The sequence below is a fragment of the Rhodococcus sp. (in: high G+C Gram-positive bacteria) genome (genome assembly GCF_049591685.1).
Classification (GTDB): domain Bacteria; phylum Actinomycetota; class Actinomycetes; order Mycobacteriales; family Mycobacteriaceae; genus Rhodococcoides.
The window spans coordinates 1-22,440 of record NZ_JBAWFH010000245.1; the positions used below are offsets into that span (position 1 = coordinate 1).

Here is a 22,440-nt window from a genome sequence, read left to right on the forward strand (position 1 = left end):
CGTCTCCGATCTTGCGGCGCAGCCACGACATGTGCATGTCGAGGGTCTTCGATCCGCGGAGTTCGGCGTCGCCCCACACCTCACGCAGGATTGTCTCTCGGGAGACCACTTGACCGGCATGGTCGAGAAGCACTTTGAGCAGCTCGTACTCCTTGTTGGCGAGCGAAATCTCGTTGCCGCCAACGAGTACGCGGCGAGCAGCGGGCTCGAGCCGAATGCCACCCACCTCGATCGGGGTGTCCTCTGATGGTCCCCGCCTACGCAACAGGGCACGGACCCGGGCCATCAACTCTGCGAGTCGAAACGGCTTGCCCACGTAGTCGTCGGCGCCGGCGTCGAGACCCACAACGAAGTCGACCTCGTCCGTGCGAGCCGTCAACATCAGGACGGCGAGGTCGGACGAGCTGGCGCGTACCTGACGGCAGACCTCGAGTCCATCCATCCCGGGCAATCCGAGGTCGAGGATCAGCAGGTCGTAGTGGCCGTCCAACGCGCGCTGCAGCGCCGCGGGTCCGGTTTGTTCGACCGTCACGGTGTAGCCCTCACGTCCCAACGCCCGGGAGAGGGGTGCAGCGATTGCTTCGTCGTCTTCTGCCAGTAGCACGTCGGTCACGCGGACAGCCTACGGCGGGAATCTGTGACGGTGCTGCGAAGCCGCCCGACCGGGTCGGCGGCGGAACCCAGGTGTCTACCGGCGCCTACCAGCGCGCCACCCCGGGCGAGCGGACTCAGGTGAATCCTCGACCGACACCTCACCACTTTCGTGGTCGATGCCGTCGTACTCGCGATCGTTGCCACGCCGAAAATCGAGCGAATCGAACACCTGCTGGTAGAGGAGAGAGTGCACCCGCTGAACGCGAGGAATGTCGTCGAATTCCAGGGGGTCGTCGGAGGCGGAGGCGATGATCAGCGTTCCGGTGCCCAACATCCGGTCGACGAGGGCGTGCCGAAATTGAACATTGCTGATCCGGCCCATCGGAATATCAATGCCCGAATGAGTGATCACGCCTTGACGAATGAGCACACGACGGTCGGTGACGATGAAGTGTGTGCATCGCCAGCTGATCAACGGTGCCACGCAGCGCCAGCCGACGACGACGGCCCAGAGCACGAGGACGACGACGTACGCGATCGTCGCCGAAGAATCGGTGAGCTTCGCTGGGATGAGACCGATGGCGAATCCTGCGACCGCGGTGGCGAGAATGAACGTCAGAGCGGGGAGAACGAGCATCTTCCAATGTGGGTGGTGATGAAGCAGGAGTTCTTCCTCTTCTGCGAGCGCGTCCTCCGGGTACCCCATCGTTCCTGCCTCCTCGGGCGACATACGGCTCTGTACGAGGCGATCCTGCCACGCGGTTCGCGCGGCGGCGTGATCGATAGGTGGGGAGCCGCCTACGCCTTGTCGACTGCACGCAGGTGCGTCACGTCGCCCGCTGCAATGGCCACGTCCTCCCCCGTGTCGCCGACCCGAACGACGATCCGGCCGTGCCCGTCGACGTCGACGGCTTCACCGAGGAGACGACGGTCTCCCGGCAGCTCGACTCGCACACGGCGGCCGATGGTGTCGCACCGTTCGCGGTACCGATGGGCGAGCTGGTCGGTGCTCCAGTTCGAGTCTCGCCAGGAGTCGACCTCGGCGCCGATGCCCCGAAGAATGGCCCGCAGGAGGGTGTCTCGATCGGTGACTGCCGCGTTCTCGAGTACCAGCGAGGTTGCGGTCTCCACTGGCAGTTCGTTTTCGGTCAGCGATACGTTCAGCCCGATGCCGACCACCACTGCCGGGGTGCCCCCGTGCGCAGCCACCTCGGCGAGGATGCCCGCTACCTTGCGGCCGGAGACGAGGACATCGTTCGGCCATTTCACAGCCGCGTCCACCGCTGCGACCGTGCGGAGAGCGTCGACGACGGCAACCCCGGCCAGCAGCGGAAGCCATCCGAGTACCGCGGGATCGATACCGGGGAAACGGACGAGGACGGACACCAGGATCTGCGATCTGGGCGCACCCGACCACGGCCGTGAATGCCGACCGCGACCGCTGTCCTGGTGTTCCGCTACGAGTGCCGTACGGTCCGCGAGTTCGCCGGCCCGGGCCATCAGATCGGCGTTGGTCGATCCGGTGTGCTCGACCACCTCCAACCGCGACCACGACGCTTGGGGGCCGCCGACCAGTGCCCTTCGAAGTGCCACGGCGTCGAGTGGGGGGCGGTCGAGGTTGTTCCACATGGCAACGAGCATATGGTTCGAAGGAGGAGTGAACGAGCAGAGGTGCTGAGCACTACCGGCGAGTAGCTCGAACACGCGTCCTCATCAACGCGCCCCTGGGTCGAGACGCGCAGCACACCCGTGGTTAAAGTGTTTGCCCATGACCAGTGTTCAGGATTCGACTGCGCAGGACGAGGCCACCCAGCCCGACATCCACACCACGGCGGGCAAGCTCGCCGACCTGCGTAGCCGCCGCGAAGCGGCCATGGCACCGTCCGGCGAAGCCGCCATCGAGAAGGTGCACGCCAAAGGCAAGCTCACCGCCCGCGAACGGATCACTGCACTGCTCGACGAAGGCTCCTTCGTCGAAATGGACGCCCTCGCCCGCCACCGCTCCCAGAACTTCGGCATGGCCGACAACCGCCCCTTCGGCGACGGCGTCGTCACCGGCTACGGCACCGTCGACGGACGCGATGTCTGCATCTTCTCCCAGGACGCCACCGTCTTCGGCGGCTCCCTCGGCGAAATCTACGGCGAAAAAATCGTCAAGGTCATGGACCTGGCCATCAAAACCGGCCGGCCGCTGATCGGCATCAACGAAGGCGCAGGCGCCCGCATCCAGGAAGGCGTCGTCTCCCTTGGGCTCTACGGCGAAATCTTCCACCGCAACGTCCAAGCCTCCGGCGTCATCCCCCAGATCTCGCTGATCATGGGGCCCGCTGCCGGCGGACACGTCTACTCACCCGCCCTGACCGACTTCGTCGTCATGGTCGACGGCACCTCCCAGATGTTCGTCACCGGACCTGACGTCATCAAAACCGTCACCGGCGAAAACGTCACCATGGAAGAACTCGGCGGCGCCCACACCCACATGGAGAAATCCGGTGTCGCGCATTACGTCGCCTCCGGGGAACAGGACGCACTCGACTACGTCCGCGACTTGCTCGGCTACCTGCCCTCGAACAACCGCGGCGAAGCCCCGCGACTGGCGCCGTCGGATCCGATTGTCGGCGGCATCGAGGACAACCTCACCGACGAAGACCTCGAACTCGACACCCTCATCCCCGATTCACCGAACACCCCGTACGACATGCACGAGGTCATCCGCCGCATCCTCGACGACGACGAATTCCTCGAAGTCCAAGAAGGCCGCGCCCGCAACATCATCGTCGGCTTCGGACGCGTCGACGGCCGCTCCGTCGGCATCGTCGCCAACCAACCCACCCAGTTCGCCGGCACCCTCGACATCGACGCCTCCGAAAAAGCCGCACGGTTCGTCCGCACCTGCGACTGCTTCAACATCCCCATCATCACGTTGGTCGACGTGCCCGGGTTTCTGCCCGGCACCGGCCAAGAGTTCAACGGCATCATCCGCCGCGGCGCAAAGCTGCTCTACGCCTACGGCGAAGCCACCGTCGGGAAGATCACCATCATCACCCGCAAGGCCTACGGCGGCGCCTACGACGTCATGGGTTCCAAGCACATGGGCGCCGACGTCAACCTCGCCTGGCCGACCGCGCAGATCGCCGTCATGGGTGCCTCCGGCGCTGTCGGCTTCGTCTACCGCAAACAGCTCCTCGAAGCCGCCAAGAACGGCGAAGACGTCGACGCACTGCGCCTGAAGCTGCAGCAGGAATACGAGGACACCCTCGTCAACCCCTACATCGCAGCAGAACGCGGCTACCTCGACGCCGTCATCCCCCCGAGCCACACCCGCGGACAGATCGTCTCCGCCCTGCGCCTCCTCGAACGCAAACAGGTTTCCTTGCCCCCGAAGAAGCACGGAAACATACCACTGTGAGCGCCCCGGCGAACTATGACTCGGTGAGCGCCCCGGCGAACTATGACTCGGTGAGCGCCCCGGCGGACTGTCACTCGGTGAGTGTGGTCGATCGAGAGCTGATGGATACCACAGAGGAGGATGCAGTGACGGTAGTGGCAGAACCGATGGTCGACGACGTGACCGAGGAAGTGGACACGCCCGGCGCGGACGACGCAGCGTCTGGTGCTGCGGAGTCGCGCGATGCGATCCGTGTCGTCAAGGGCAACCCGACGGACGAGGATATCGCTGCCTTGGTCACCGTCTTGTCCGCGGCTGCTGCATCTGCGTCGTCGACGGTCGAGGACAGCAGGCCGCCCGAACTGTGGGGAACTCCGGCGTCGATGCACCGCACGCATGCGCCGTTCTCGCCGTACTCGTTCGCGGCTTCGCAGCGCTACTGATTCGCGTGCCGAGTTTCGTCCTCGCGTCTGCGTCTCCTGCGCGTTTGGGTGTGCTGCGCAATGCGGGTGTCGACCCCGTTGTCCGGGTGTCCGGCGTCGACGAGGACGCGCTGACCGAAGCGCTCGGCGAGCGCCCCGATCCTGAGCACGTGGTGGTGTCCTTGGCGCGGGCCAAGGCCGAGGCTGTGATGGGCGAGTTCGACGACGCGATCGTCGTGGGCTGCGATTCGATGCTGTCGATCGACGGCCACCTGCAGGGCAAGCCGCACACCGTCGAGATCGCGCGCGAGCGTTGGGCCACCATGGCCGGCCGCTCGGGCGGGTTGCTGACGGGCCATGCGGTGGTCCGGGTAATCGATGGCACGGCCGTTGCCGTCGCCGCTGCCTGCAGTACGACGACGGTATATTTCGCCGAGCCCTCCGCGGAGGATCTCGAGGCCTACCTGGCGTCCGGCGAGCCGCTCGAAGTAGCGGGAGCTTTCACCCTGGACGGGCTGGGCGGTTGGTTCGTCGATCGTATCGAGGGCGACCCTTCCAGCGTCATCGGCATCGGTCTCCCCCTGGTGCGACGCCTGCTCACCGAGGTCGGCGTGCCGATGGCCCGACTGTGGACGGGCCGACCCCGGTCCGGCGATTCAGCCGGCGAGTAGCTCGGTCAGTTCGCGCGCCCAATCCTCCGCCTGCGCCTTGGGCTTGACGTTCGACGATGCGTCGTGCCGAGCGTGCTCGTGGACTTGCTGAGCGCCGAGTTCGACGAGCTTTTCTGCGATGATTTCGCCCCCGCGGTTGAACGTGTCCTCGTACACGCGGTCGCCGAGACCGAAGAGCGCGAACCGCAGTCCGGTCAGGTCGGGAGCATCCTCGACCAGCGCGTCGTAGAACGGTTCGGCGCCGGTGGGAAGCTCGCCGTCGCCGTAGGTCGAGCAGATGACCACGTGGAAATCGTCGGCGTCGATCTCGGAAACCTCGTACTCGAGCATGTCGCGTACCTCGGCGTCGTGGTCGACCAACACCTCGGCGATCTTGTCCGCGACTTCTTCCGCTGTACCGGTCTCCGAACCGAACAACACGACCACTGCCATGTCCGTCTCCCCTTCTTACACGCTACGTTGGCCCCGACGACTCGCTCTGCTGACGAATCGGTGGATAAGCATAGCCTCACCAGAACGTCGGCTCGATCTGCCACCGGTCGTACTCGACTGCGACGAGTTCGCGTAGGCGCTCGGCAGTGGGAAAGCAGTCCGGATCCAAGCCTGTGACACACAGCGTCGAAGTCTCCCCGGAGTGATTCCACCAAACGCTGACTCCGCCGCGCGTTCGACGAAGTAGTTCCGCGGTGGTGTTCTGGGTGATCGACCTCATGGCCACCGATCGCGCCCGCAGGCCCCCGACGAATCGCGCTCGCTCACCCCGGTCACCGAGGTTCGAGCAAAGACACAGCGGCGCCGTCGCTGATTTCGAGGCCTTGGCGACGACCGCATCGGGCAACATCTGCATCAGTGGCTTGGTGAGCTCGAACGTGGTGGAGTGCGAGGCATCGGCGAGAGCGGTGAACGCGGCTTTGCTGTCTCGACGCACGGCCGTCAGATCGGATCGCCGGTGACTGTCGCCGGCAACCGAAATGGCTACCCCCGATGTGGCGTTCGCACGCACGTCTCCCGTCACGCGCGTGCTGACCGGAAGTGACACGCGCACGGAATCGGTGTGCGCTACCCGACCGCTCTCCGCGAGAATGCCGAGCGCGACGGCGACCAGAAGGCTGTTGGCGCTACCGCCCGCACCGACCGCGGCGGCGGTCCACTGCTGTGTCGGGCAATCCACCACGACGGTACTGGGGGTGAACCGGCCGGACGCGGCACTCGGGATCGACGCCTTCGTCGCTGCGGACTCCTGTGACCGTTCGACCGTTCTTCGCGCCGGAATCGCACGAAGCCCGCGGACGAGGGCTCTCGCCGTTCCGGTTGCGGCGGCGCGGAGTTGCCCGACGGAGTCGTGCACATCGCTCGCCGAAGGAACGTCCCATGCCGAGCGGAAGTCGTCCGGTTCTTCGGGGCCTGCGAGGGCGGCAATGGCCGCCGATGTCAGTGCACCCCCGTCGCCGACCACGTGGGACGCGACGAGCGAGACGAGCGAGCCCCCATCGGAGACGTCGGCGTAGGAGAGCTGCCATGACGGACCGTGCAGCGGGTCCAGTGGGGTCGCAGCTCGGTCATGCATCCACGTGCCCACACCCGAGGAATCGACGACGGCGGCGCCCTTCGTCAGCGGAACGGTGACCGCTCCCGGCACCCACCTGTCTCGGGCCCCCGGTAGTCGCGCACGAACCACTTTGCGATCGAGGGGGCCCGCAGCGAGGTTGCGCCACATCTTCTCCAGGGCTTCGTGCGGCGCGGGTTCGTCGAATCGCCAGACGATCTGGTTGACGACAGGAACGCCGAGCACACATTCCATGCGGAGAAACAGGTCGTCGTCGTAGGTCAGTCTGCTCACCGACCGAGACTATCGCGGGGGACGCCGGCAAGCAGAACAAAGTGACGGTCGCAAAGCACGTTGCGGCTCTGCGTCTCTCGCGCCGACGAGGCGTTCCGGTGGTAGGTTCCAGGTCGGCAGATGCGGGCCGGAAAGACTCTGCCGTAGGAGTGCGCAAATGAGGTTCGTTCTGCCGTTCACCGGCAGCCGTGGTGACATTCAACCCGGTGTGGCGCTCACGTTGGAGCTCTCTGCGCGTGGGCACGAGGTCGTGTTCGGTGCACCCCCGAATTTGGTGAGTTGGGTCACAGCGGCAACATCTTTCGCGCACGGCGTCGCCGTCGTCCCGTTCGGACCCGACACCAAGGAGCTTCTCGAATCGGAGCTGGTGCGGACGGACATCAAATCCCGAAATCCTCGCCGTCGGTTCGCAGCCCTCGCCGAGTTGGCCAACTACGGGTGGGACGGCATGACGAGCAGCCTGTCGGAGATGGCGGTCGGAGCCGACGCTGCTCTGACCGGCACCCTGGGCCAGGAAATGACGTTCAATATTGCCGAGGCGCATAACATTCCGTTCCTCGCTTTGCACTACTGCCCGGTGCGGACCAACGGTTCGATGTCGGTGGTTCCCGGCCGCGCGCTGCCACCGGCGGTCAACCGAGCTACCTGGCGCCTTCTCGAATCCATTCGGTGGCGGTCCATGCGTGCGCGGGAGAACACCCAACGTGTCGACCTCGGACTGGCGGAGGCGCGCACCCCACTGTCGGCGAGAATCGCACAGTACGGTGGCATCGAGATACAGGCTTACGACGGTGCTTTGTTCCCCGGCCTGGAGGCGGAATGGGGTCCGAACAGGCCGTTCGTGGGATTTCTCGAATTGCCCTCGCCCACCCCCACTTTCGGAGAAGACGTGTCGCCGGGTTCGCCGCTGCGTGACTGGATCGAGGACGGCAAAAGGCCCGTGTACTTCGGATTCGGCAGCATGCCCGTACGCGATCCAGCACAGCTTCTGCGCACCATCACCGCAGCGTGCGAGGCGGGTGGTCACCGAGCCCTGGTGAGTTCGGGGTGGAGTGCGATCGACCGTCGCGTCGAACCCGGATCGGTGGTTGCAACAGTAGGCGCGGTCGACCATGCCGTGACGTTTCCTCTGTGCGCGGCGGCAGTGCACCATGGCGGAGCAGGAACGACGGCAGCGAGCGTACGGGCAGGATTGCCCACCATGGTGTGCTGGTTCAGCGCGGATCAACCGTTCTGGGGAGCCGCGCTCGAACGCACCGGTGCCGGCACGGCGATGAGGTTCTCGCGCCTCGACACGCGCTCGCTCATCGAGGGAATCGACACCCTGCTCGCGCCCGCAACGGCCACTGATGCCCGAGCGCTCGGGCGTTCGATGACGCCTCCCGCGGCGGCGGTCAGCGCAGCGGCAGACCTCGCCGAGCGAGCTGTCACCAGAAGCGGTGGGTGATCGACCACCGCGTCAGAACCGCGGCCACCGCGTCGCGGACCGAATCGTCGCTGTGCATTCGGTCGGGGTCCATGCCGTGCAGGGTGACGGTGACGTACTCGTCGGTCTCGGTAGCCCAGGCGGTGAACCCACCCCCGAGCGTCCGCGCGAACGTGGCGTCGGCTCCGACGAATGTTGCTCGCGCGCTGACACTTCTTGCACGAACGCCGCCGATCGTCACGAAGTCGTCGGGCAACGATCCTAGGTTGGAGCACAACCCTTCGGCCCCGTCCGCGGGCATCGGCAAGCGTCGAACGACGGCATCGGGCAGCATCTGAACGAGCTGTAACGGTATCGAACCGGTGGAGCCGTCGGCCGCAATTCGGGCGGCCAACTCACCGTAGGCAAGCTTGCTCGCCTTGCGAATGCCCGAAAGGTCGAGGTCAGCGGGGTCGGGAACCGTGACGTGCAGCGGAACGATCTTGGTGGAGTTGGCCGCCGCGTCGGCGAGGTCACGGTTACTGTAAGGCAGCGACCAGCGAAGCTCGTCTCCCGGACGGGCACGGCCGAACTCGTACGACAGCGCCGTCATCAGGCCGATGAACAACGACGTGGACGTCCCGCCGCGCTGCGCAGCGACAGCTCGCCACTCGTCCACCGGGCAGTCGACGACCACGTACGGCGGACTCCACGGTTCTTCGGAGATCCGCGCCGCGCTGCGACGAGGCTCGACCGGGATGTTCTTCGGCGCGACATCGCGCGAGCGCGTCAGCGTGGCGACTGTTTTGCCTGCCGCCCACGCGAGGATGGGACGCACTTGGTGCGCGGTGTCGATGACGTCGTCGACGATTGCCCGGAGAACGGGTGGCCGCACCCCCAGAGCGGGAGCCGAGCGCACGGAGCCCCGAGGCTGGGCAGTGTTTGCGTTGCGGATCGCGGCAATCATCGCGGCGCCGTCGGCGATCATGTGCGAGCACACGAGCGAGACGACCATGCTGCCGCCGTCGATGTGCGCCGCCGCAAGTTGCCAGCCGACGCCCCGTTCGGGGTCCAGTCCGGCGGAGGCGCGTTGTTCGGCCCAGCACCGAACGCCGTCCGCGCCGATGGCGACCGGCGTGATGTCCATCGGGAGCGATCGTTCCGATTCGATCCATCGGTGCCTCGCTGTGGGGAGGACGGGTTCGACAACCGCTCGCGCAAGTAACCCCTCGGCGAGTCGTGAATGCAGAATGTCGAGTTCTTCACGGGTGATCGCCGAGTCGAACAGCCACAGGAATTGATTGGACACAGGTTTGCCGATGCCGTGATGCATTCGCAGGAACAGGTGATCCGCAAATCCAATTCGGGTCATTCGAAAAAATGTACTACAGAATCACCGTCGCAACGGAAAGTAAATTCTTTGTTTCCAAAACAGCGCGGAGGTGAACGAACGAATGCGACAAACGGCTCGGTACGTTCCGCGTTACTTGCAATTGCCTACGAAAACGGTCCAATCCCCCATTGCCGACATCAACCACCGGCAACGGCTCCCCTGCGTGATTCTCGTTGCGCTGCAATGACTTACCACATCCACATGTGAACCGCCCCGGGCACCCGGACGAGACGAATTCCGTCAACAGCTACGTCAGTGATCAACAACACTTCTTTGCACGGCGAATAACTTCTCGCTTCCACCTATTGTCGTTCTCGTCCCTTCTGCCGCGCATCGTTGCGATGGCAGATTCGCGCGCGTTCGTTTCGTTGTCGGCATTGCACCGATCGGTACGTCGCCTGCATTACTCAGCACTCACGCCGCCAGTTGTCACTGGCCGAGCTCGGAATTGGATACGCGATGGAATACACCGAACTGGCCGACTACCCGCTTCCTGCCGGCACGCTCACGGAGTGGGTGCCCGCGGTGACCGATTCCGCCGCGTGGGCCGAAGACGCCCGCGGTGTGTCGTTCACCCACGAGGACCATTGCAACCGAGGCAACGACGGATCGTGGATCGGAACGGTGTTCGAGATTCACCGCAGGTACGACGTCGATGCAGTTCGCCGCACCATCATCGGCTATCTCGCGCGGCACGAGGCCTTCCGTACCCGTGTCGAGCACGCAACCGACGGCACGTGGCACCGCTACACCGTTCCAGCGGACGCCGTGCGCGTCGACGAGCGCCAGGAGCACACGACCCGCAGCGAATCACAGGTGTTCGAGCATCTCGAGTCGTGGTTCGCCGATGTCGTTTCCCCGACGCTGTGGCCGCATTTCGTGATGGCGACCGTGGTGCCCGAGCTGCACGTGGCCGCGAGCGCCCCGCAACAGGACAAGTTTCTCGTCGTCTTCGCCGCGGACCACTCGGTCATGGATGCCTACAGCCAGATCTACGCCATCAACGAGCTGGACCGCCTGTATGCACAGGCACTCGAAGGAACCGATCCTCAACTACCGGCAGTGGGGAGCTACGTCGACTTCTCCGCGACCGAACGCGCGCTCGGCGAATCGATCGATGCCGAGCACGAGGCAGTGCGCACGTGGGCCGAGTTCCTCGATCACGAAGACGGCCGGTTTCCCCAGTTTCCCCTTCCGCTACGGTCCGAGGATTCGCCGGCACACCACCGTCTCGCCACGCGTCAGAGCAGCGTGTCCTCGTGGCTTCTCACCGCGGACCAGGTCGATCGCTTCAACGCGGCGTGCCGCGCTGCGGGACAGAACATGCAGTCCGGAATTCTCGCGTCGTTGGCTCTGGTCAACGCGCGGCTGAACGGCTCGAGCACGTTCCGCACCGTCATGCCGATGCACACTCGTTCCGCCGAGCAGTGGGCGGCCAGCGTTGGGTGGTACGTCGGAATTCTTCCGGTGCAGATCCGACTCGACGAAGCGCGCACGTTCGCCGACGCGGCTAGGTGCGGCGCTGCGGGGGCGGGCGAACACAAGGGTCTCGCGGCGGTGCCGTACTCGCGGGTGGCATCGTTGCTCGGCACCACCGAGGTTCCTCGCTTTGTCGTCTCGTACATCGATCTCCGCTTCATGCCCGACGGAGAAGAATGGCAGGTTCGAAAGGGACGCGCGCTGCGTAGCGAGTGCTACGCCGAGGACGAGGTCTACTTCTGGGTGAACCGGACATTGCAGGGCCTCAACATTTCGGCTCGGTTCCCGGGCTCGGACGTGTCGACCACCAACGTGCACCGCTTCATCACCGAATTCGTGACCGTCATGACCGAAATCATCGACGAGCCGAGCGGGGCGCTGCATTCGGTGGCCGAAGTGGTCGGTGCAGGGCGAGAGTAGGGAACCGAGAGTAAGGAACACTGTCCAACAATGATCATCACGGCTCTGAACAATTGGAGACCCGCCCCGGGTCGACTGCTCGAATGGCACCCGACCTCGGAGGCCGGTCGAACGGCGCGCAACGCGCCCGTTCATTCGGCTCCCCTGTCGTTCCTGCAGGAGGACCACGTTCGCGCGGCCGCTGCTGCTGCCGCTCGTGGCGAAGTCCACCACGCATACACCGGGGTCGCCACCGAACTGGACAGCGCTCTCGATCGCGACGCACTCTCACGTGCGCTAGCGGCGTACGTCCTGCGGCACGAGCTACTGCGCTGCTGGTTCGAGATGGACGGGGATGCGGTGGTGCGTCGACTGGCAGAGAGGGAGGTTGCCTCCTTCGCTCCTGACGATGTGGGCACGTTCTCGACCGACGCCGAGTTCCAGCGATATGTCCGTGCTCGGTTCTCCGCGGAAGCCACAGCCTTTCGATGGCCCGGCTTCGTCGTCGGCGCGGTCGAGCGCGCGGACGGCTTCACCCTGTACTACGCCGCGGATCATGCGTTCACCGACGGCGGATCTCAGGCGTTGGTCATCAGCGAACTGGCGGATCTGTACGCCATCGAGACCGGCTTGGACGCGCCCGCGCCGGCCGACGCGGGCAGTCACCTCGTCTATGCAGCCGACGAGCGCGCACGAGCTGCGCAGTACGAACCGGATGCGCCGGAGATCGACGCGTGGCGGCAGATCTTCCGCGCACACGACGGCAGAATGCCCCGGTTCCCGTTGGATCTCGGTTTGGCCGCCGGTGAACGTGGGCCGGTACGCATCGTCGAGCATCACCTCCTCGACGCCGATGCGACCGCGGCCTTCGACCGCGCATGCAAGGCTGCGGGCGCGCGCATCAGCAGCGGGGTGTTCGCAGCGGTCGGAGTGACCGATTTCGAACTCGCACGCCGTGACGAGTACTTCGGCATCACCGTCCTGAGCACCCGCCATCTGGGCGACTACGCGCAGTCCCAGGGGTGGTTCGTCAACTTCGCACCGGTTGCCTTCCGCGTCGGCGACGCGTCGACGTTCGCAGAGGTGGCTGCGCGCGCCCATCTCGCCTTCGAACAGTCGAAGGCCGTCGCAGCCGTTCCCGTTCACGCTGTTCTCGGCGCTCTGGCGGCGGACGGCACGCTCGGCAGCGAACTAGCGGTAGCACCCAACATGTTGTCCTACATCGACTTTCGCTGGTTCCCCGGTGTCGGTCGACCCGCCGACGCACGCGGCGAACACTTCACCGGCGAGGGCCGAACGTCCAACGCTTCGATGTGGATCAATCGAGACGCCGACCACCTGTACCTGTGCGCGCAGGTACCGGACAACGACGTAGCCGCCGCGTCCGTCGCGCGCTATCACGCGCACCTTCGAGCTGTGCTCGAAGCCGTCGCACGGGACGGCGAATACAGCCTCGATCGAGACGTCACGCTCGCCGCTGCGGAAGGCGGTGTCACGGTCGATGCAGGTCACGTCGATCACTGAATTCGCGACCGCGCCCGGGACGTACCTGGAGTGGCCGGTCGACCTCGGTGACGGGACGTTCTCGAACGTCCCCCCGTCGTTCAATCAGAGCTTTCACTTGTCTTCGGCACTGTGTGCAACCGGTACGGACGGCGCGGCCGTGTGGATCGCGGTCGCATTCGACGTATCGGGGTCCGTCGACATCGACGCGATGACGTGGTCCATCGCTGCCCTCGTCGAACGCCACGCCGCCCTGCGTTCGAGCTTTCGTGCTCGCGGCTCCGCGATCGAGCGACTCGTCCACGATGGTGCCCACATCTCGGTCAGCCATCCTCGCGCCCATATCCTCGGAGCAGCAGATGACGTGTCGTCTCATCTCCGTGCGCGCTTCGACGAGATGTGCCGTCCCACGCGGAGTCCGTCGTACTGCTTCGCGGCGATCGATCGCGTCGACCGGTCGACCGTTGTCTGTGGGTTCGACCACGCCCATGTGGATGCCGTGTCGATGACGGTGGTCGCCGACGAACTGACCGCGCTCTACGACGCCCGCAAGGCGGGCCGGCCGGTGGACGCCGATATCGGTGCGGTGGGCAGTTTCGTCGAGTTCTGCGCCGAGGAGGCGCAGACCCCGGAAGTGCCATCGACCGATCCACGCATCCGGAGTTGGGCGCAGTTCGTTGCGGGCAGCGGCGGATCGACCCCGACCTTCCCGTTCGACCTCGGTGTTCCGTCGGACGGAGACGCCCCGCAAGCGACCACGATCGAACCGCTGATGAGTGCGGTTGCCGCCGACTGCTTCGAACGACGGTGTCGCTCCGTCGGTGCCGGAATGTTCGCGGGCATGACCGCCGGGATGGCCCAGACAGTGGCGGAGATCGGTGGTCCATCCACACTGCCGATGCTTTTCCCGCTGCACACGCGACGCGATGCCCGGTGGGCCACCGCGATCGGGTGGTTCACCACCAACGCACCGATGGTCGTCGATGTAGGCGCAGATTTCGACGCGACGCTGGCGTCGGCACACTCGTCGTTCCGGGCTGCATTGCCACTCGGAACGGTCCCCATCCCCCGGGTTCTGGGGGCGCTCGGCAACGCGTTCACCCGGACGAGACACGACGTGTTCATGATTTCCTACATCGACTACCGGGCCCTACCCGGAGCCCACGCCACGAAGAGGTCGGCACACCACATCAGCAACGTCACCACGGCCGACGACGCGCAATTCTGGGTGTCCCGGACTGCCGACGGCCTGGCGCTGCGATCTCGATTCCCCGACACACCGACAGCGCACGCCGTGATGGCGCGGTTCGTGTCGCGTCTCATCGAGGTTCTCCACGGCGAGGTGCTGCACGACGCGGCTCTGCAGGACGAGACTCTGCAGGACGAGGCTCTGCACGACCTCTCGCTCGTCGCACCGACAGCCTAGGATCGACAGGGTCAGCTCGTGTCGATCCAGTAGGAGCGAAGAAGAAGTGCCCATAGCAGCAGATCCGACCCCCGCCTTCGCCGACTATGCGCACCCGGACCGCCTTGTGTCCACGCAATGGCTCTCCGCACATCTCGGAAGTCCGGGCCTCAAGGTCGTCGAATCCGACGAAGACGTCCTCCTCTACGACGTCGGCCACATTCCCGGCGCCGTCAAGATCGATTGGCACGTCGACCTCAACGATCCCGTCACGCGGGACTACATCGACGGAGAACAGTTCGCAGCGCTGCTGAGTCGCAAGGGGATTTCCCGCGACGACACCGTTGTCATCTACGGCGACAAGAGCAACTGGTGGGCCGCGTACGCGCTGTGGGTCTTCACGCTGTTCGGGCACCAAGATGTGCGACTCCTCGACGGCGGCCGCGACGCCTGGATTGCGGAGAACCGCGAGACGACTCTCGACGTGCCCGAGTACCCGGCCACCGACTACCCGGTCACCGATCGCGACGACGCACCCATCCGCGCATTCTCGACCGACGTGTTGTCGTCACTGGGTTCGATCCCCCTCGTGGACGTGCGGTCGCCGGCCGAGTACACCGGTGAGCGGACGCACATGCCCGACTATCCGGAGGAAGGCGCCTTGCGCGGCGGTCACATCCCGACGGCAGTGAGCATTCCGTGGGCCAAGGCCGCTGCACCGGACGGGCGCTTCCGCACTCGAGCCGAACTCGACGAGATCTACGGTGACATCGTCGCCAACGATCAAGTCATCGCCTACTGCCGCATCGGCGAGCGTTCGAGCCACACGTGGTTCGTCCTCACTCACCTGCTGGGTCACGAGTCCGTGCGTAACTACGACGGTTCCTGGACCGAGTGGGGCAACGCCGTTCGCGTCCCCATCGCCCGCGGCGAAGAGCCCGGCAGCGCGCCCGGAAACGCCTGACGATGGCGGAGATGCCCGCAGCGCTGGCGGAGATCGTCGACGATTTTGCTGCCGTCGGCGCCCAGGACAAGCTGCAGCTGTTGCTCGAGTTCAGTCGCGAGTTGCCCGAGCTCCCGATTCATCTCGAGCAAGCGGCGATGGAACCGGTGCCCGAGTGCCAGTCTCCGCTGTTCCTGGCCGTCGACGCAGAGGATCTCGAACACGTCCGGCTGTATTTCAGCGCACCGCCGGAGGCCCCGACGACCCGTGGATTCGCGTCGATACTGCATCAGGGCCTCGACGGCAGCAGCGCGCAGGCGATTCTCGACGTGCCCGACGACTTCTACATGGCGCTGGGACTCGGTGAGGCGGTCAGTCCACTGCGCCTGCGCGGCATGTCCGCAATGCTGACGCGGATCAAGCGTCAGGTGCGTCGGTAGACGAGCTCCGTCGGTACTCTTTCGTCGGTAATGGAGGTTCATCGGTCGAGGCGGCCTGGTCCCTGAACAGGCCGTCTTGATCGATACACCTGCCGATCGGTAGACTCGCCGCCGGACGTACGCGATATGGCCCAGGGCCCCGTCACCCGGTTCGTACGTCGATCCCGTTCATCGCCCGCGAGAAGTATTGGTTGTTGCCGCATGGAGTTCACCGAGCTGGCCGACTACCCCATACCTGCAGGCACCATCACCGAGTGGATCCCCAGTGTGGGTCCGCACGCGAGCAACCCGGTGGCAGCAGGGTGGGAGCCGGACGACCGTCCCACGTCGTACGTGCACGAGGCGCATCTTCGAACGAGCCTCGCCAGCCCACGCCGGGGTCGAGAGAGCTGGCTCGGGGCTGCGTTCGATATCGACGGCCCGCTCGACAAGCCCGCCTTCAGGCGAGCCGTGCTGGCGTGGATAGACCGGCACGAGTCCATGCGCTCAAATGCGTCGATCGACGAAAAGTCCGGCGAGTTATCACGCGTCACGGCCGCCGAAGGGGCCATCGACATCTGGCAGGTCGAGCAGGAGACCTGCTCGCAGTCCCACGAGGTTTTCGAGCACCTGCATTATCTGTTCGACGAGTTCACCTCTCCCCTGGCGTGGCCGGCGTATGCGTTCGTGACGCTCGAGCCGTTCGCGGGCGATGTGTTGTCGAATGAAAGCAACAAGGTCACCGTCTTCTTTGCCGCCGACCACTCGATCATCGACGGACTGTCGACGGTGCTCGTCGCGCACGAGATTTCCGCGCTGTACGCCGAGGCGAAGGACGGCACTCCCGCCCAGCTGTTCGACGCAGGTAGTTACCTGGACTTCGGCGTCTCGGAGCGGCGCATCCACACCGAGCTCGAGCACACCCATGAAGCAGTGACCACGTGGCAGAAATTCTTGGCCGACGGTGAGGGACAGTTTCCCGCGTTTCCGATGAACATCGGCGAGGCGGGGGACCCCTCGGCACCGCAGGGTGGACTCTCGGCCTGGATTCTCGACGCAGACCGTGCCGACGCGTTCTCGGTGGCCTGCCGCAAGACCGGTAACAGCTTGTTCTCCGGCCTGCTCGCGGCGCTTGCGGTCGCAGGTGCCGACCTGTCCGGCCAAACCGACTTTCGCACGATCACTCCGGTTCATACCCGCGATCAGCCGCAGTGGGCGTCGTCGCTCGGGTGGTTCGTTGGACTGTGCCCGGTTGCGTTCGACCTCGCGGGCGCCGATTCGTTCGGAGCCGTCGTCGCCAGGGCGACCGAACAGATCACCTCGACGAAGCCTGTCGCGCGGGTGCCCCTCGACCGGGTGTTCCGAGCACTCGGGACTTCCGCGACGCCACGGTTCGTCGTCTCGTTCATGGACGTCCGGTTCGCGCCCATGGCGGACCACTGGTCCGACTGGAACGCGCGCGCACTGCGCAGCAAGCAATACGCACACGACGTGTACATCTGGATCAATCGCACTCCACGGGGCGTTAATATCTCGGCCCGCTATCCCAACACGGAGACGGCGACGACCAATGTGCACCGGTACGTGACGGCTCTGCGAAGGATCGTCGACGAAGTCGTCGACACCGGCACGGCGACGCTACCCGAGCAGCTGTCCGGTCTTCGTCCCCTCGATGCTGCGGCTACCGGGCCGATTCCTACCACCCAGTAGCGCTTCCTCGGATTGCTGGAGACTCCCCGGATAATCACCCTCCAGTTAGGTGACGTTCTCGACTGTGCTTAAACTCCGAAGACGCCCTTTCACAGTGCGGCTTGACCCAGGCCGGCACGGAACACTCGACACCACAGGAGGCTCAGTGCCCAGCCATGCCAGTGCACATATCACCAAGGTCCTTGTCGCGAACCGCGGCGAGATCGCAGTTCGGGTGATACGAGCGGCAGCTGACGCAGGCCTGACCTCGGTCGCGGTCTACGCAGAACCCGACGCAGACGCACCTTTCGTCCGCCTCGCCGACGAAGCCTTCGCCCTCGGCGGGCAAACCTCCGCCGAGTCCTACCTGGTGATCGACAAAATCCTCGACGCCGCAGCCAAGTCCGGCGCCGACGCCATCCACCCCGGCTACGGCTTCCTCTCCGAAAACGCCGACTTCGCCCAGGCCGTCATCGACGCCAACCTGATCTGGATCGGGCCGTCCCCGCAGTCCATCCGCGACCTCGGCGACAAGGTCACCGCCCGCCACATCGCCGCGCGCGCCAAAGCCCCCTCTGTTCCCGGCACCTCCGAACCCGTCAAGGACGCCGACGAGATCCTCGCCTTCGCCGACGAGCATGGTCTCCCCATCGCCATCAAAGCCGCCTTCGGCGGCGGCGGACGCGGCATGAAAGTCGCCCGCACCCGCGAGGAAATCCCCGAACTGTTCGACTCCGCCACCCGCGAAGCCGTCTCCGCGTTCGGCCGCGGTGAATGCTTCGTCGAGCGCTACCTCGACAAGCCCCGCCACGTCGAAGCACAGGTCATCGCCGATCAGCACGGCAACGTCGTCGTCGCCGGCACCCGCGACTGCTCCCTGCAGCGCCGCTTCCAGAAACTCGTCGAAGAAGCACCCGCCCCGTTCCTCACAGCAGAGCAGCGCGCCGAAATCCACGCCTCCGCCAAAGCCATCTGCAAAGAAGCCGGCTACTACGGCGCAGGCACCGTGGAATACCTCGTCGGCCAGGACGGCCTCGTGTCCTTCCTCGAGGTCAACACCCGCCTGCAGGTCGAGCACCCCGTCACCGAAGAAACCTCCGGCATCGACCTCGTGCTCCAGCAGTTCCGCATCGCCAACGGCGAAGAACTCTCCATCACGGAAGACCCCGAACCGCGCGGACACTCCTTCGAGTTCCGCATCAACGGCGAAGACGCAGGCCGCGGCTTCCTGCCCGCCCCCGGACCGGTCACCACCTTCATCGCCCCCTCCGGCCCCGGAGTGCGCGTCGACTCCGGTGTCGAATCGGGCTCGGTGATCGGCGGCCAGTTCGACTCGATGCTCGCCAAGCTCATCGTCACCGGCGCCACCCGCGAAGAGGCCCTCGCCCGCTCGCGTCGTGCGCTCGCCGAGTTCACCGTCGAAGGCCTCGCGACGGTCATCCCGTTCCACACCGCAGTGGTCTCCGATCCCGCGTTCATCGGCGACGGGGAATCCTTCGATGTGCACACTCGTTGGATCGAAACCGAGTGGGACAACCAGGTTCCCCCATTCACCGCCGGTGAGCCGATCGACGAAGAAGACGCGGCGCCGCGTCAGTCCGTCGTCGTCGAGGTCGGCGGCCGCCGCGTCGAAGTCTCGCTGCCCGGCCAGTTCTCCCTTGGCGGCGGCAACGCCGCAGCCGCAGACGGTGCGATTCGCCGCAAGCCGAAGGCGCGCAGGCGGGGCGGCGCAGGCGCCGGGGCCGCGTCCGGTGACGCTGTCACCGCGCCGATGCAGGGCACCGTGGTCAAAGTCGCCGTCGAAGAGGGCCAGGAAGTCGCCGAAGGTGATCTCATCGCCGTGCTGGAGGCGATGAAGATGGAAAACCCCGTCAACGCCCACAAGGCAGGCATCGTCACCGGCCTCGCCGTCAGCCCCGGATCCGCCATCACCCAGGGATCCGTTCTCGCAGAACTGAAGTAGCGACCGAACACGAACGTCCGGGTTAGTCTGTTTCTCATGACCGACGACCCGGACGTTCGTGTTGGTACCGCAGACCGCGAGCAGGCCCTCGCCGCACTCAGCGGGCACCTCGGGGAGGGCCGACTGACCCTCCCCGAGTTCGACGAGCGCAGCGCCGTGGTGGCAGCGGCGGTCACCCGTGGTCAACTCGACACGGTCTTCACAGATTTACCCGCCCCGTCCCTTCAGCCGACCGCTGCGCGGCCACTCGTCGTGCGCGCCGCGGACCCCGTCGCGACCTCCGACCACGGGCAGTCGGACGGAGGGTGGGACTGGCGCAAGACGTTGCTCGCTGTCACACCCTTCGTAGCGTTGATCCTGTTCTTCGTCGTTCCCGTGTCGAACAGTTGGTTGTTTTTCCTCCTCGTCCCCCTCATGGGCGCGTTGGTCTACGGCGGAGACAAGCCCAAGAGGAAGGGCGAGTGACCGAAGCGCTTCTGTTCGACGTGTTCGGAACCGTCGTCGACTGGCGCACCAGTGTCGCCCGTGAGGTCGGCCCAGTCGTCCCGAGTTCGGTGGATTCCTACGCTTTCGCGGACCGATGGCGGAGTTTGTACCAACCGTCGATGGAACAGGTTCGTTCCGGTGCACGTGATTTCACTCGACTCGACGTCCTGCATCTCGAAAGCCTTCGCACGGTACTGTCGGAGCACGGGATCGACCTGTCCGAGGCCGCGATCGCGGACCTCAACCTGGCGTGGCACCGACTCGATCCGTGGCCGGACTCCGTCGAGGGCATCACGCGCATCAAAGCGAACTTCGTCGTGGCACCGTTGTCCAACGGCAACATTTCGCTGTTGCTGGACATGGCGAAGAGCGCCGGTCTACCGTGGGACGCCATTCTGGGCGCCGAACCGGTCCGCGCCTACAAACCCACACCGGAGGCGTACCTTCGGACCGCCGACATTCTCGGCATCGAACCACATCGATGCATGTTGGTGGCAGCTCACAACAGTGACCTCGCCGCCGCGCGGGATTGCGGCTTCGGCACGGCATTCGTGCGGCGTCCGAACGAACACGGCGGAGGCCAGACGACGGACCTGGGCGCCGAGTCCGACTGGGATTTCGTCGTCGACTCGATCACGGAGTTGGCGGACGCGTTGCGGAGCTGACGACGTCGGTCATCGGCCCGGCGGTCCATCGATCCACCTCACGGCGCAATCGCCGACGCAGGGTTCGAGCGATGACCTGACGCATCACTGTGCGGTGTGAAAGGTCGAGCCAGACAACGAGATCGGCGCGCTCCGAGAGACGTTCGCGTACGGATCCGTACTGCCACTCCGTAACCCACGCAGGCCTGGAGCTGAACGTTTCGACGTCCGCTTCGAACGACACGCGAGGCGTCCACTCGGGACCGTGGAACAGAGCGTCGATCTCGATATGTTGGACATCGAGAATGTCGGCAATTCGAGACGCGAGGGTCGTTTTGCCCGAACCCGATGTGCCCACAACGATGACCCGGCCGGGCCTTGCAGGCAAGCTGTCGTCGAAGCCGAGGATCACCGAATCACGGTATCAACTGTTGCTCTACCGATAGTCGTGGTCCACACCCGTCGCCCACTGCGAGCATTCGACGGCGGTGACATCGGACCTGCCGCGCAGAAATCCTCTGGCCCCTGCATCACCGGTGGACGAGGCGATGACGTCGGCGAAGTGCTCGGATCCGAACACGACGGGGTGTCCCGGGGAACCGTCGAACACTGCGCGGGCCAGGTGGGCCTGCGATGCGCGGGCGGCGTCGAGGACTGCGCGGACCACGTCGGCACCCACATCCGGGGTGTCCACCACGTGTACGACGGCGAAATCGGCGTCGCCCGCGGCAGTGAGGCCTGCCGTCAAGGAAGCGCTCATTCCGGTTTCCCAATCGGGGGTGTACACCGCCCGCGCGCCGCTCGGCATCGCAGCATCGGCGGCGCCCAGCACGACGACAACCTTGTCGCACCCTCCCCCGGTGAGTGCATCCACGGCGGCGCCCAGCCAACGGCCCCCGTGCGCGAGAACTTTCGGCGACCCGTAGCGAGACCCGGCACCGGCCGCCAGCACCACTCCCACTGCACGTTCGGTCACGCCCGCCTCCGATCAACCGTCGACGGTGTCACCGCCGAAAATGTCACCGTCGAAAATCCCACTGTAGTGCCCGTTCGAGTAGCGGGAACACGCGCGATGGCGGATCGTATTGACTTCCATCTCCTGCAGCGTCGCAGGATCATCCCGACTTGCCGCTACCGCGAGGTGTCCATGTCCGTGATCCCCACCAGGCGTCGTCGAACCCACCCGGTCGACGAGATTCTCCCGGTTCCGAAGCTCGCCGCCTACGGCTTTCAGCACGTCGTTGCGTTCTACGCCGGCGCGGTGTTGGTGCCGATCATCATCGGCGGTGCGATCGGTCTGACCAACGAGCAGTTGATCCACCTGATCAATGCCGACCTGTTCACGTGCGGCATTGCGTCGATCATTCAGTCTGTCGGTTTCTGGAAGATCGGCGTGCGTCTGCCGCTGCTGCAGGGTGTGACGTTCGCCGGGGTCTCCCCGGTCATCGCGATCGCGATGGCGAACGGCGGAGGCACCGAGGGATTGCTGTACGTCTACGGCGCGGTCATCGTGGCCGGACTCGTGACGTTTTTCATGGCACCGTACTTCAGCAGGCTGCTGAGGTTCTTCCCGCCCGTGGTGACGGGTACCGTAATCACGATCATCGGGGTGGCCCTGCTTCCGGTTGCGGTCAACGATGCAGTGACCAATCCTGCGACGCACGAACAGGATCCGACGAACGGTCGATGGATGGCGTATGCCATCGGCACCCTGCTGGTCATCGTCCTGATCCAACGGTTCTTCCGTGGTTTCATGGCCACCATCGCAGTACTGCTCGGGCTCGTCATCGGCAGCAC

Annotated in this window: 22 protein-coding genes; 14 read left to right on the forward strand and 8 right to left on the reverse strand. The window is 65.4% G+C overall.

The window, feature by feature from the left end; genetic code table 11:
• From WBQ44_RS10240 to WBQ44_RS10250, 3 genes are all read right to left on the reverse strand, one after another.
• The coding region (locus WBQ44_RS10240) for a response regulator transcription factor (RefSeq protein WP_495566579.1) at positions 1-613 on the reverse strand (613 nt) is incomplete at its 3' end.
• 75 nt (positions 614-688) lie between these two features.
• Positions 689-1,300 (reverse strand): PH domain-containing protein, encoded by a 612-nt coding sequence (locus WBQ44_RS10245; RefSeq protein ID WP_495566580.1) that lies wholly within the window; start codon positions 1,298-1,300, stop codon positions 689-691.
• 92 nt (positions 1,301-1,392) lie between these two features.
• Complete coding sequence (locus tag WBQ44_RS10250; RefSeq protein WP_495566581.1) at positions 1,393-2,223, reverse strand: biotin--[acetyl-CoA-carboxylase] ligase; 831 nt, start codon at positions 2,221-2,223, stop codon at positions 1,393-1,395.
• Positions 2,224-2,362: 139 nt separating this feature from the next.
• Between WBQ44_RS10250 and WBQ44_RS10255 the strand changes: the two genes are divergently transcribed.
• From WBQ44_RS10255 to WBQ44_RS10265, 3 genes are all read left to right on the forward strand, one after another.
• A complete protein-coding gene (locus tag WBQ44_RS10255) occupies positions 2,363-4,003 on the forward strand; it encodes an acyl-CoA carboxylase subunit beta (RefSeq protein WP_495566582.1) in 1,641 nt (546 codons plus the stop codon).
• A gap of 101 nt (positions 4,004-4,104) precedes the next feature.
• Positions 4,105-4,425: an acyl-CoA carboxylase subunit epsilon gene (locus tag WBQ44_RS10260; protein ID WP_495566583.1), complete on the forward strand. Its 321-nt coding sequence runs from the start codon at positions 4,105-4,107 to the stop codon at positions 4,423-4,425.
• 5 nt (positions 4,426-4,430) lie between these two features.
• Positions 4,431-5,075 carry a Maf family protein gene (locus tag WBQ44_RS10265; protein ID WP_495566584.1) on the forward strand — a complete coding sequence of 215 codons (645 nt, stop codon included), beginning with the start codon at positions 4,431-4,433 and terminating at the stop codon, positions 5,073-5,075.
• Here WBQ44_RS10265 and WBQ44_RS10270 read toward each other — a convergent pair.
• The gene (locus tag WBQ44_RS10270) at positions 5,061-5,507 is read right to left on the reverse strand and encodes a flavodoxin domain-containing protein (protein ID WP_495566585.1); all 447 of its coding nucleotides are present in this window, start codon (positions 5,505-5,507) and stop codon (positions 5,061-5,063) included. The genes WBQ44_RS10265 and WBQ44_RS10270 overlap by 15 nt on opposite strands.
• Before the next feature lie 76 nt (positions 5,508-5,583).
• Positions 5,584-6,915, reverse strand: coding sequence for a hypothetical protein (locus tag WBQ44_RS10275; RefSeq protein WP_495566586.1), 1,332 nt, complete (start codon positions 6,913-6,915; stop codon positions 5,584-5,586).
• Positions 6,916-7,072: 157 nt separating this feature from the next.
• Here WBQ44_RS10275 and WBQ44_RS10280 point away from each other — a divergent pair, with 157 nt between their 5' ends.
• On the forward strand, positions 7,073-8,362 hold the full coding sequence (locus WBQ44_RS10280; RefSeq protein ID WP_495566587.1) for a glycosyltransferase: 1,290 nt from the start codon (positions 7,073-7,075) through the stop codon (positions 8,360-8,362).
• On the opposite strand, the gene WBQ44_RS10285 is transcribed toward WBQ44_RS10280, so the two are convergent.
• Complete coding sequence (locus tag WBQ44_RS10285) at positions 8,343-9,692, reverse strand: hypothetical protein (RefSeq protein WP_495566588.1); 1,350 nt, start codon at positions 9,690-9,692, stop codon at positions 8,343-8,345. The genes WBQ44_RS10280 and WBQ44_RS10285 overlap by 20 nt on opposite strands.
• A 480-nt stretch (positions 9,693-10,172) precedes the next feature.
• Here WBQ44_RS10285 and WBQ44_RS10290 point away from each other — a divergent pair, with 480 nt between their 5' ends.
• The 9 genes from WBQ44_RS10290 to WBQ44_RS10330 all read left to right on the forward strand — a co-directional run bounded on the left by WBQ44_RS10290 (position 10,173) and on the right by WBQ44_RS10330 (position 20,664).
• Positions 10,173-11,612 (forward strand): condensation domain-containing protein, encoded by a 1,440-nt coding sequence (locus WBQ44_RS10290; protein WP_495566589.1) that lies wholly within the window; start codon positions 10,173-10,175, stop codon positions 11,610-11,612.
• Positions 11,613-11,642: 30 nt separating this feature from the next.
• Positions 11,643-13,115 (forward strand): condensation domain-containing protein, encoded by a 1,473-nt coding sequence (locus WBQ44_RS10295; RefSeq protein ID WP_495566590.1) that lies wholly within the window; start codon positions 11,643-11,645, stop codon positions 13,113-13,115.
• Positions 13,093-14,520: a condensation domain-containing protein gene (locus tag WBQ44_RS10300; RefSeq protein WP_495566591.1), complete on the forward strand. Its 1,428-nt coding sequence runs from the start codon at positions 13,093-13,095 to the stop codon at positions 14,518-14,520. The genes WBQ44_RS10295 and WBQ44_RS10300 overlap by 23 nt, the downstream gene beginning before the upstream one ends.
• Positions 14,521-14,566: 46 nt before the next feature.
• Positions 14,567-15,463 carry a sulfurtransferase gene (locus WBQ44_RS10305; RefSeq protein ID WP_495566592.1) on the forward strand — a complete coding sequence of 299 codons (897 nt, stop codon included), beginning with the start codon at positions 14,567-14,569 and terminating at the stop codon, positions 15,461-15,463.
• Positions 15,464-15,465: 2 nt separating this feature from the next.
• Positions 15,466-15,882, forward strand: coding sequence for a SufE family protein (locus WBQ44_RS10310; protein WP_495566593.1), 417 nt, complete (start codon positions 15,466-15,468; stop codon positions 15,880-15,882).
• A gap of 201 nt (positions 15,883-16,083) precedes the next feature.
• The gene (locus WBQ44_RS10315) at positions 16,084-17,571 is read left to right on the forward strand and encodes a condensation domain-containing protein (protein WP_495566594.1); all 1,488 of its coding nucleotides are present in this window, start codon (positions 16,084-16,086) and stop codon (positions 17,569-17,571) included.
• A gap of 145 nt (positions 17,572-17,716) precedes the next feature.
• A complete protein-coding gene (locus WBQ44_RS10320) occupies positions 17,717-19,513 on the forward strand; it encodes an acetyl/propionyl/methylcrotonyl-CoA carboxylase subunit alpha (protein WP_495566595.1) in 1,797 nt (598 codons plus the stop codon).
• A 36-nt stretch (positions 19,514-19,549) separates the two neighbouring features.
• Positions 19,550-19,978: a DUF1707 SHOCT-like domain-containing protein gene (locus WBQ44_RS10325; RefSeq protein ID WP_495566596.1), complete on the forward strand. Its 429-nt coding sequence runs from the start codon at positions 19,550-19,552 to the stop codon at positions 19,976-19,978.
• The gene (locus WBQ44_RS10330) at positions 19,975-20,664 is read left to right on the forward strand and encodes a haloacid dehalogenase type II (RefSeq protein ID WP_495566597.1); all 690 of its coding nucleotides are present in this window, start codon (positions 19,975-19,977) and stop codon (positions 20,662-20,664) included. The genes WBQ44_RS10325 and WBQ44_RS10330 overlap by 4 nt, the downstream gene beginning before the upstream one ends.
• On the opposite strand, the gene WBQ44_RS10335 is transcribed toward WBQ44_RS10330, so the two are convergent.
• Both WBQ44_RS10335 and WBQ44_RS10340 read right to left on the reverse strand, forming a co-directional pair.
• Positions 20,633-21,055, reverse strand: a complete 423-nt coding sequence (locus WBQ44_RS10335; RefSeq protein ID WP_495566598.1) for a P-loop NTPase family protein — start codon at positions 21,053-21,055, stop codon at positions 20,633-20,635. The genes WBQ44_RS10330 and WBQ44_RS10335 overlap by 32 nt on opposite strands.
• Before the next feature lie 24 nt (positions 21,056-21,079).
• Positions 21,080-21,619: a nucleotidyltransferase family protein gene (locus WBQ44_RS10340; protein WP_495566599.1), complete on the reverse strand. Its 540-nt coding sequence runs from the start codon at positions 21,617-21,619 to the stop codon at positions 21,080-21,082.
• A 171-nt stretch (positions 21,620-21,790) separates the two neighbouring features.
• Between WBQ44_RS10340 and WBQ44_RS10345 the strand changes: the two genes are divergently transcribed.
• On the forward strand, positions 21,791-22,440 hold a 650-nt coding region (locus tag WBQ44_RS10345), incomplete at its 3' end, for a solute carrier family 23 protein (protein ID WP_495566600.1).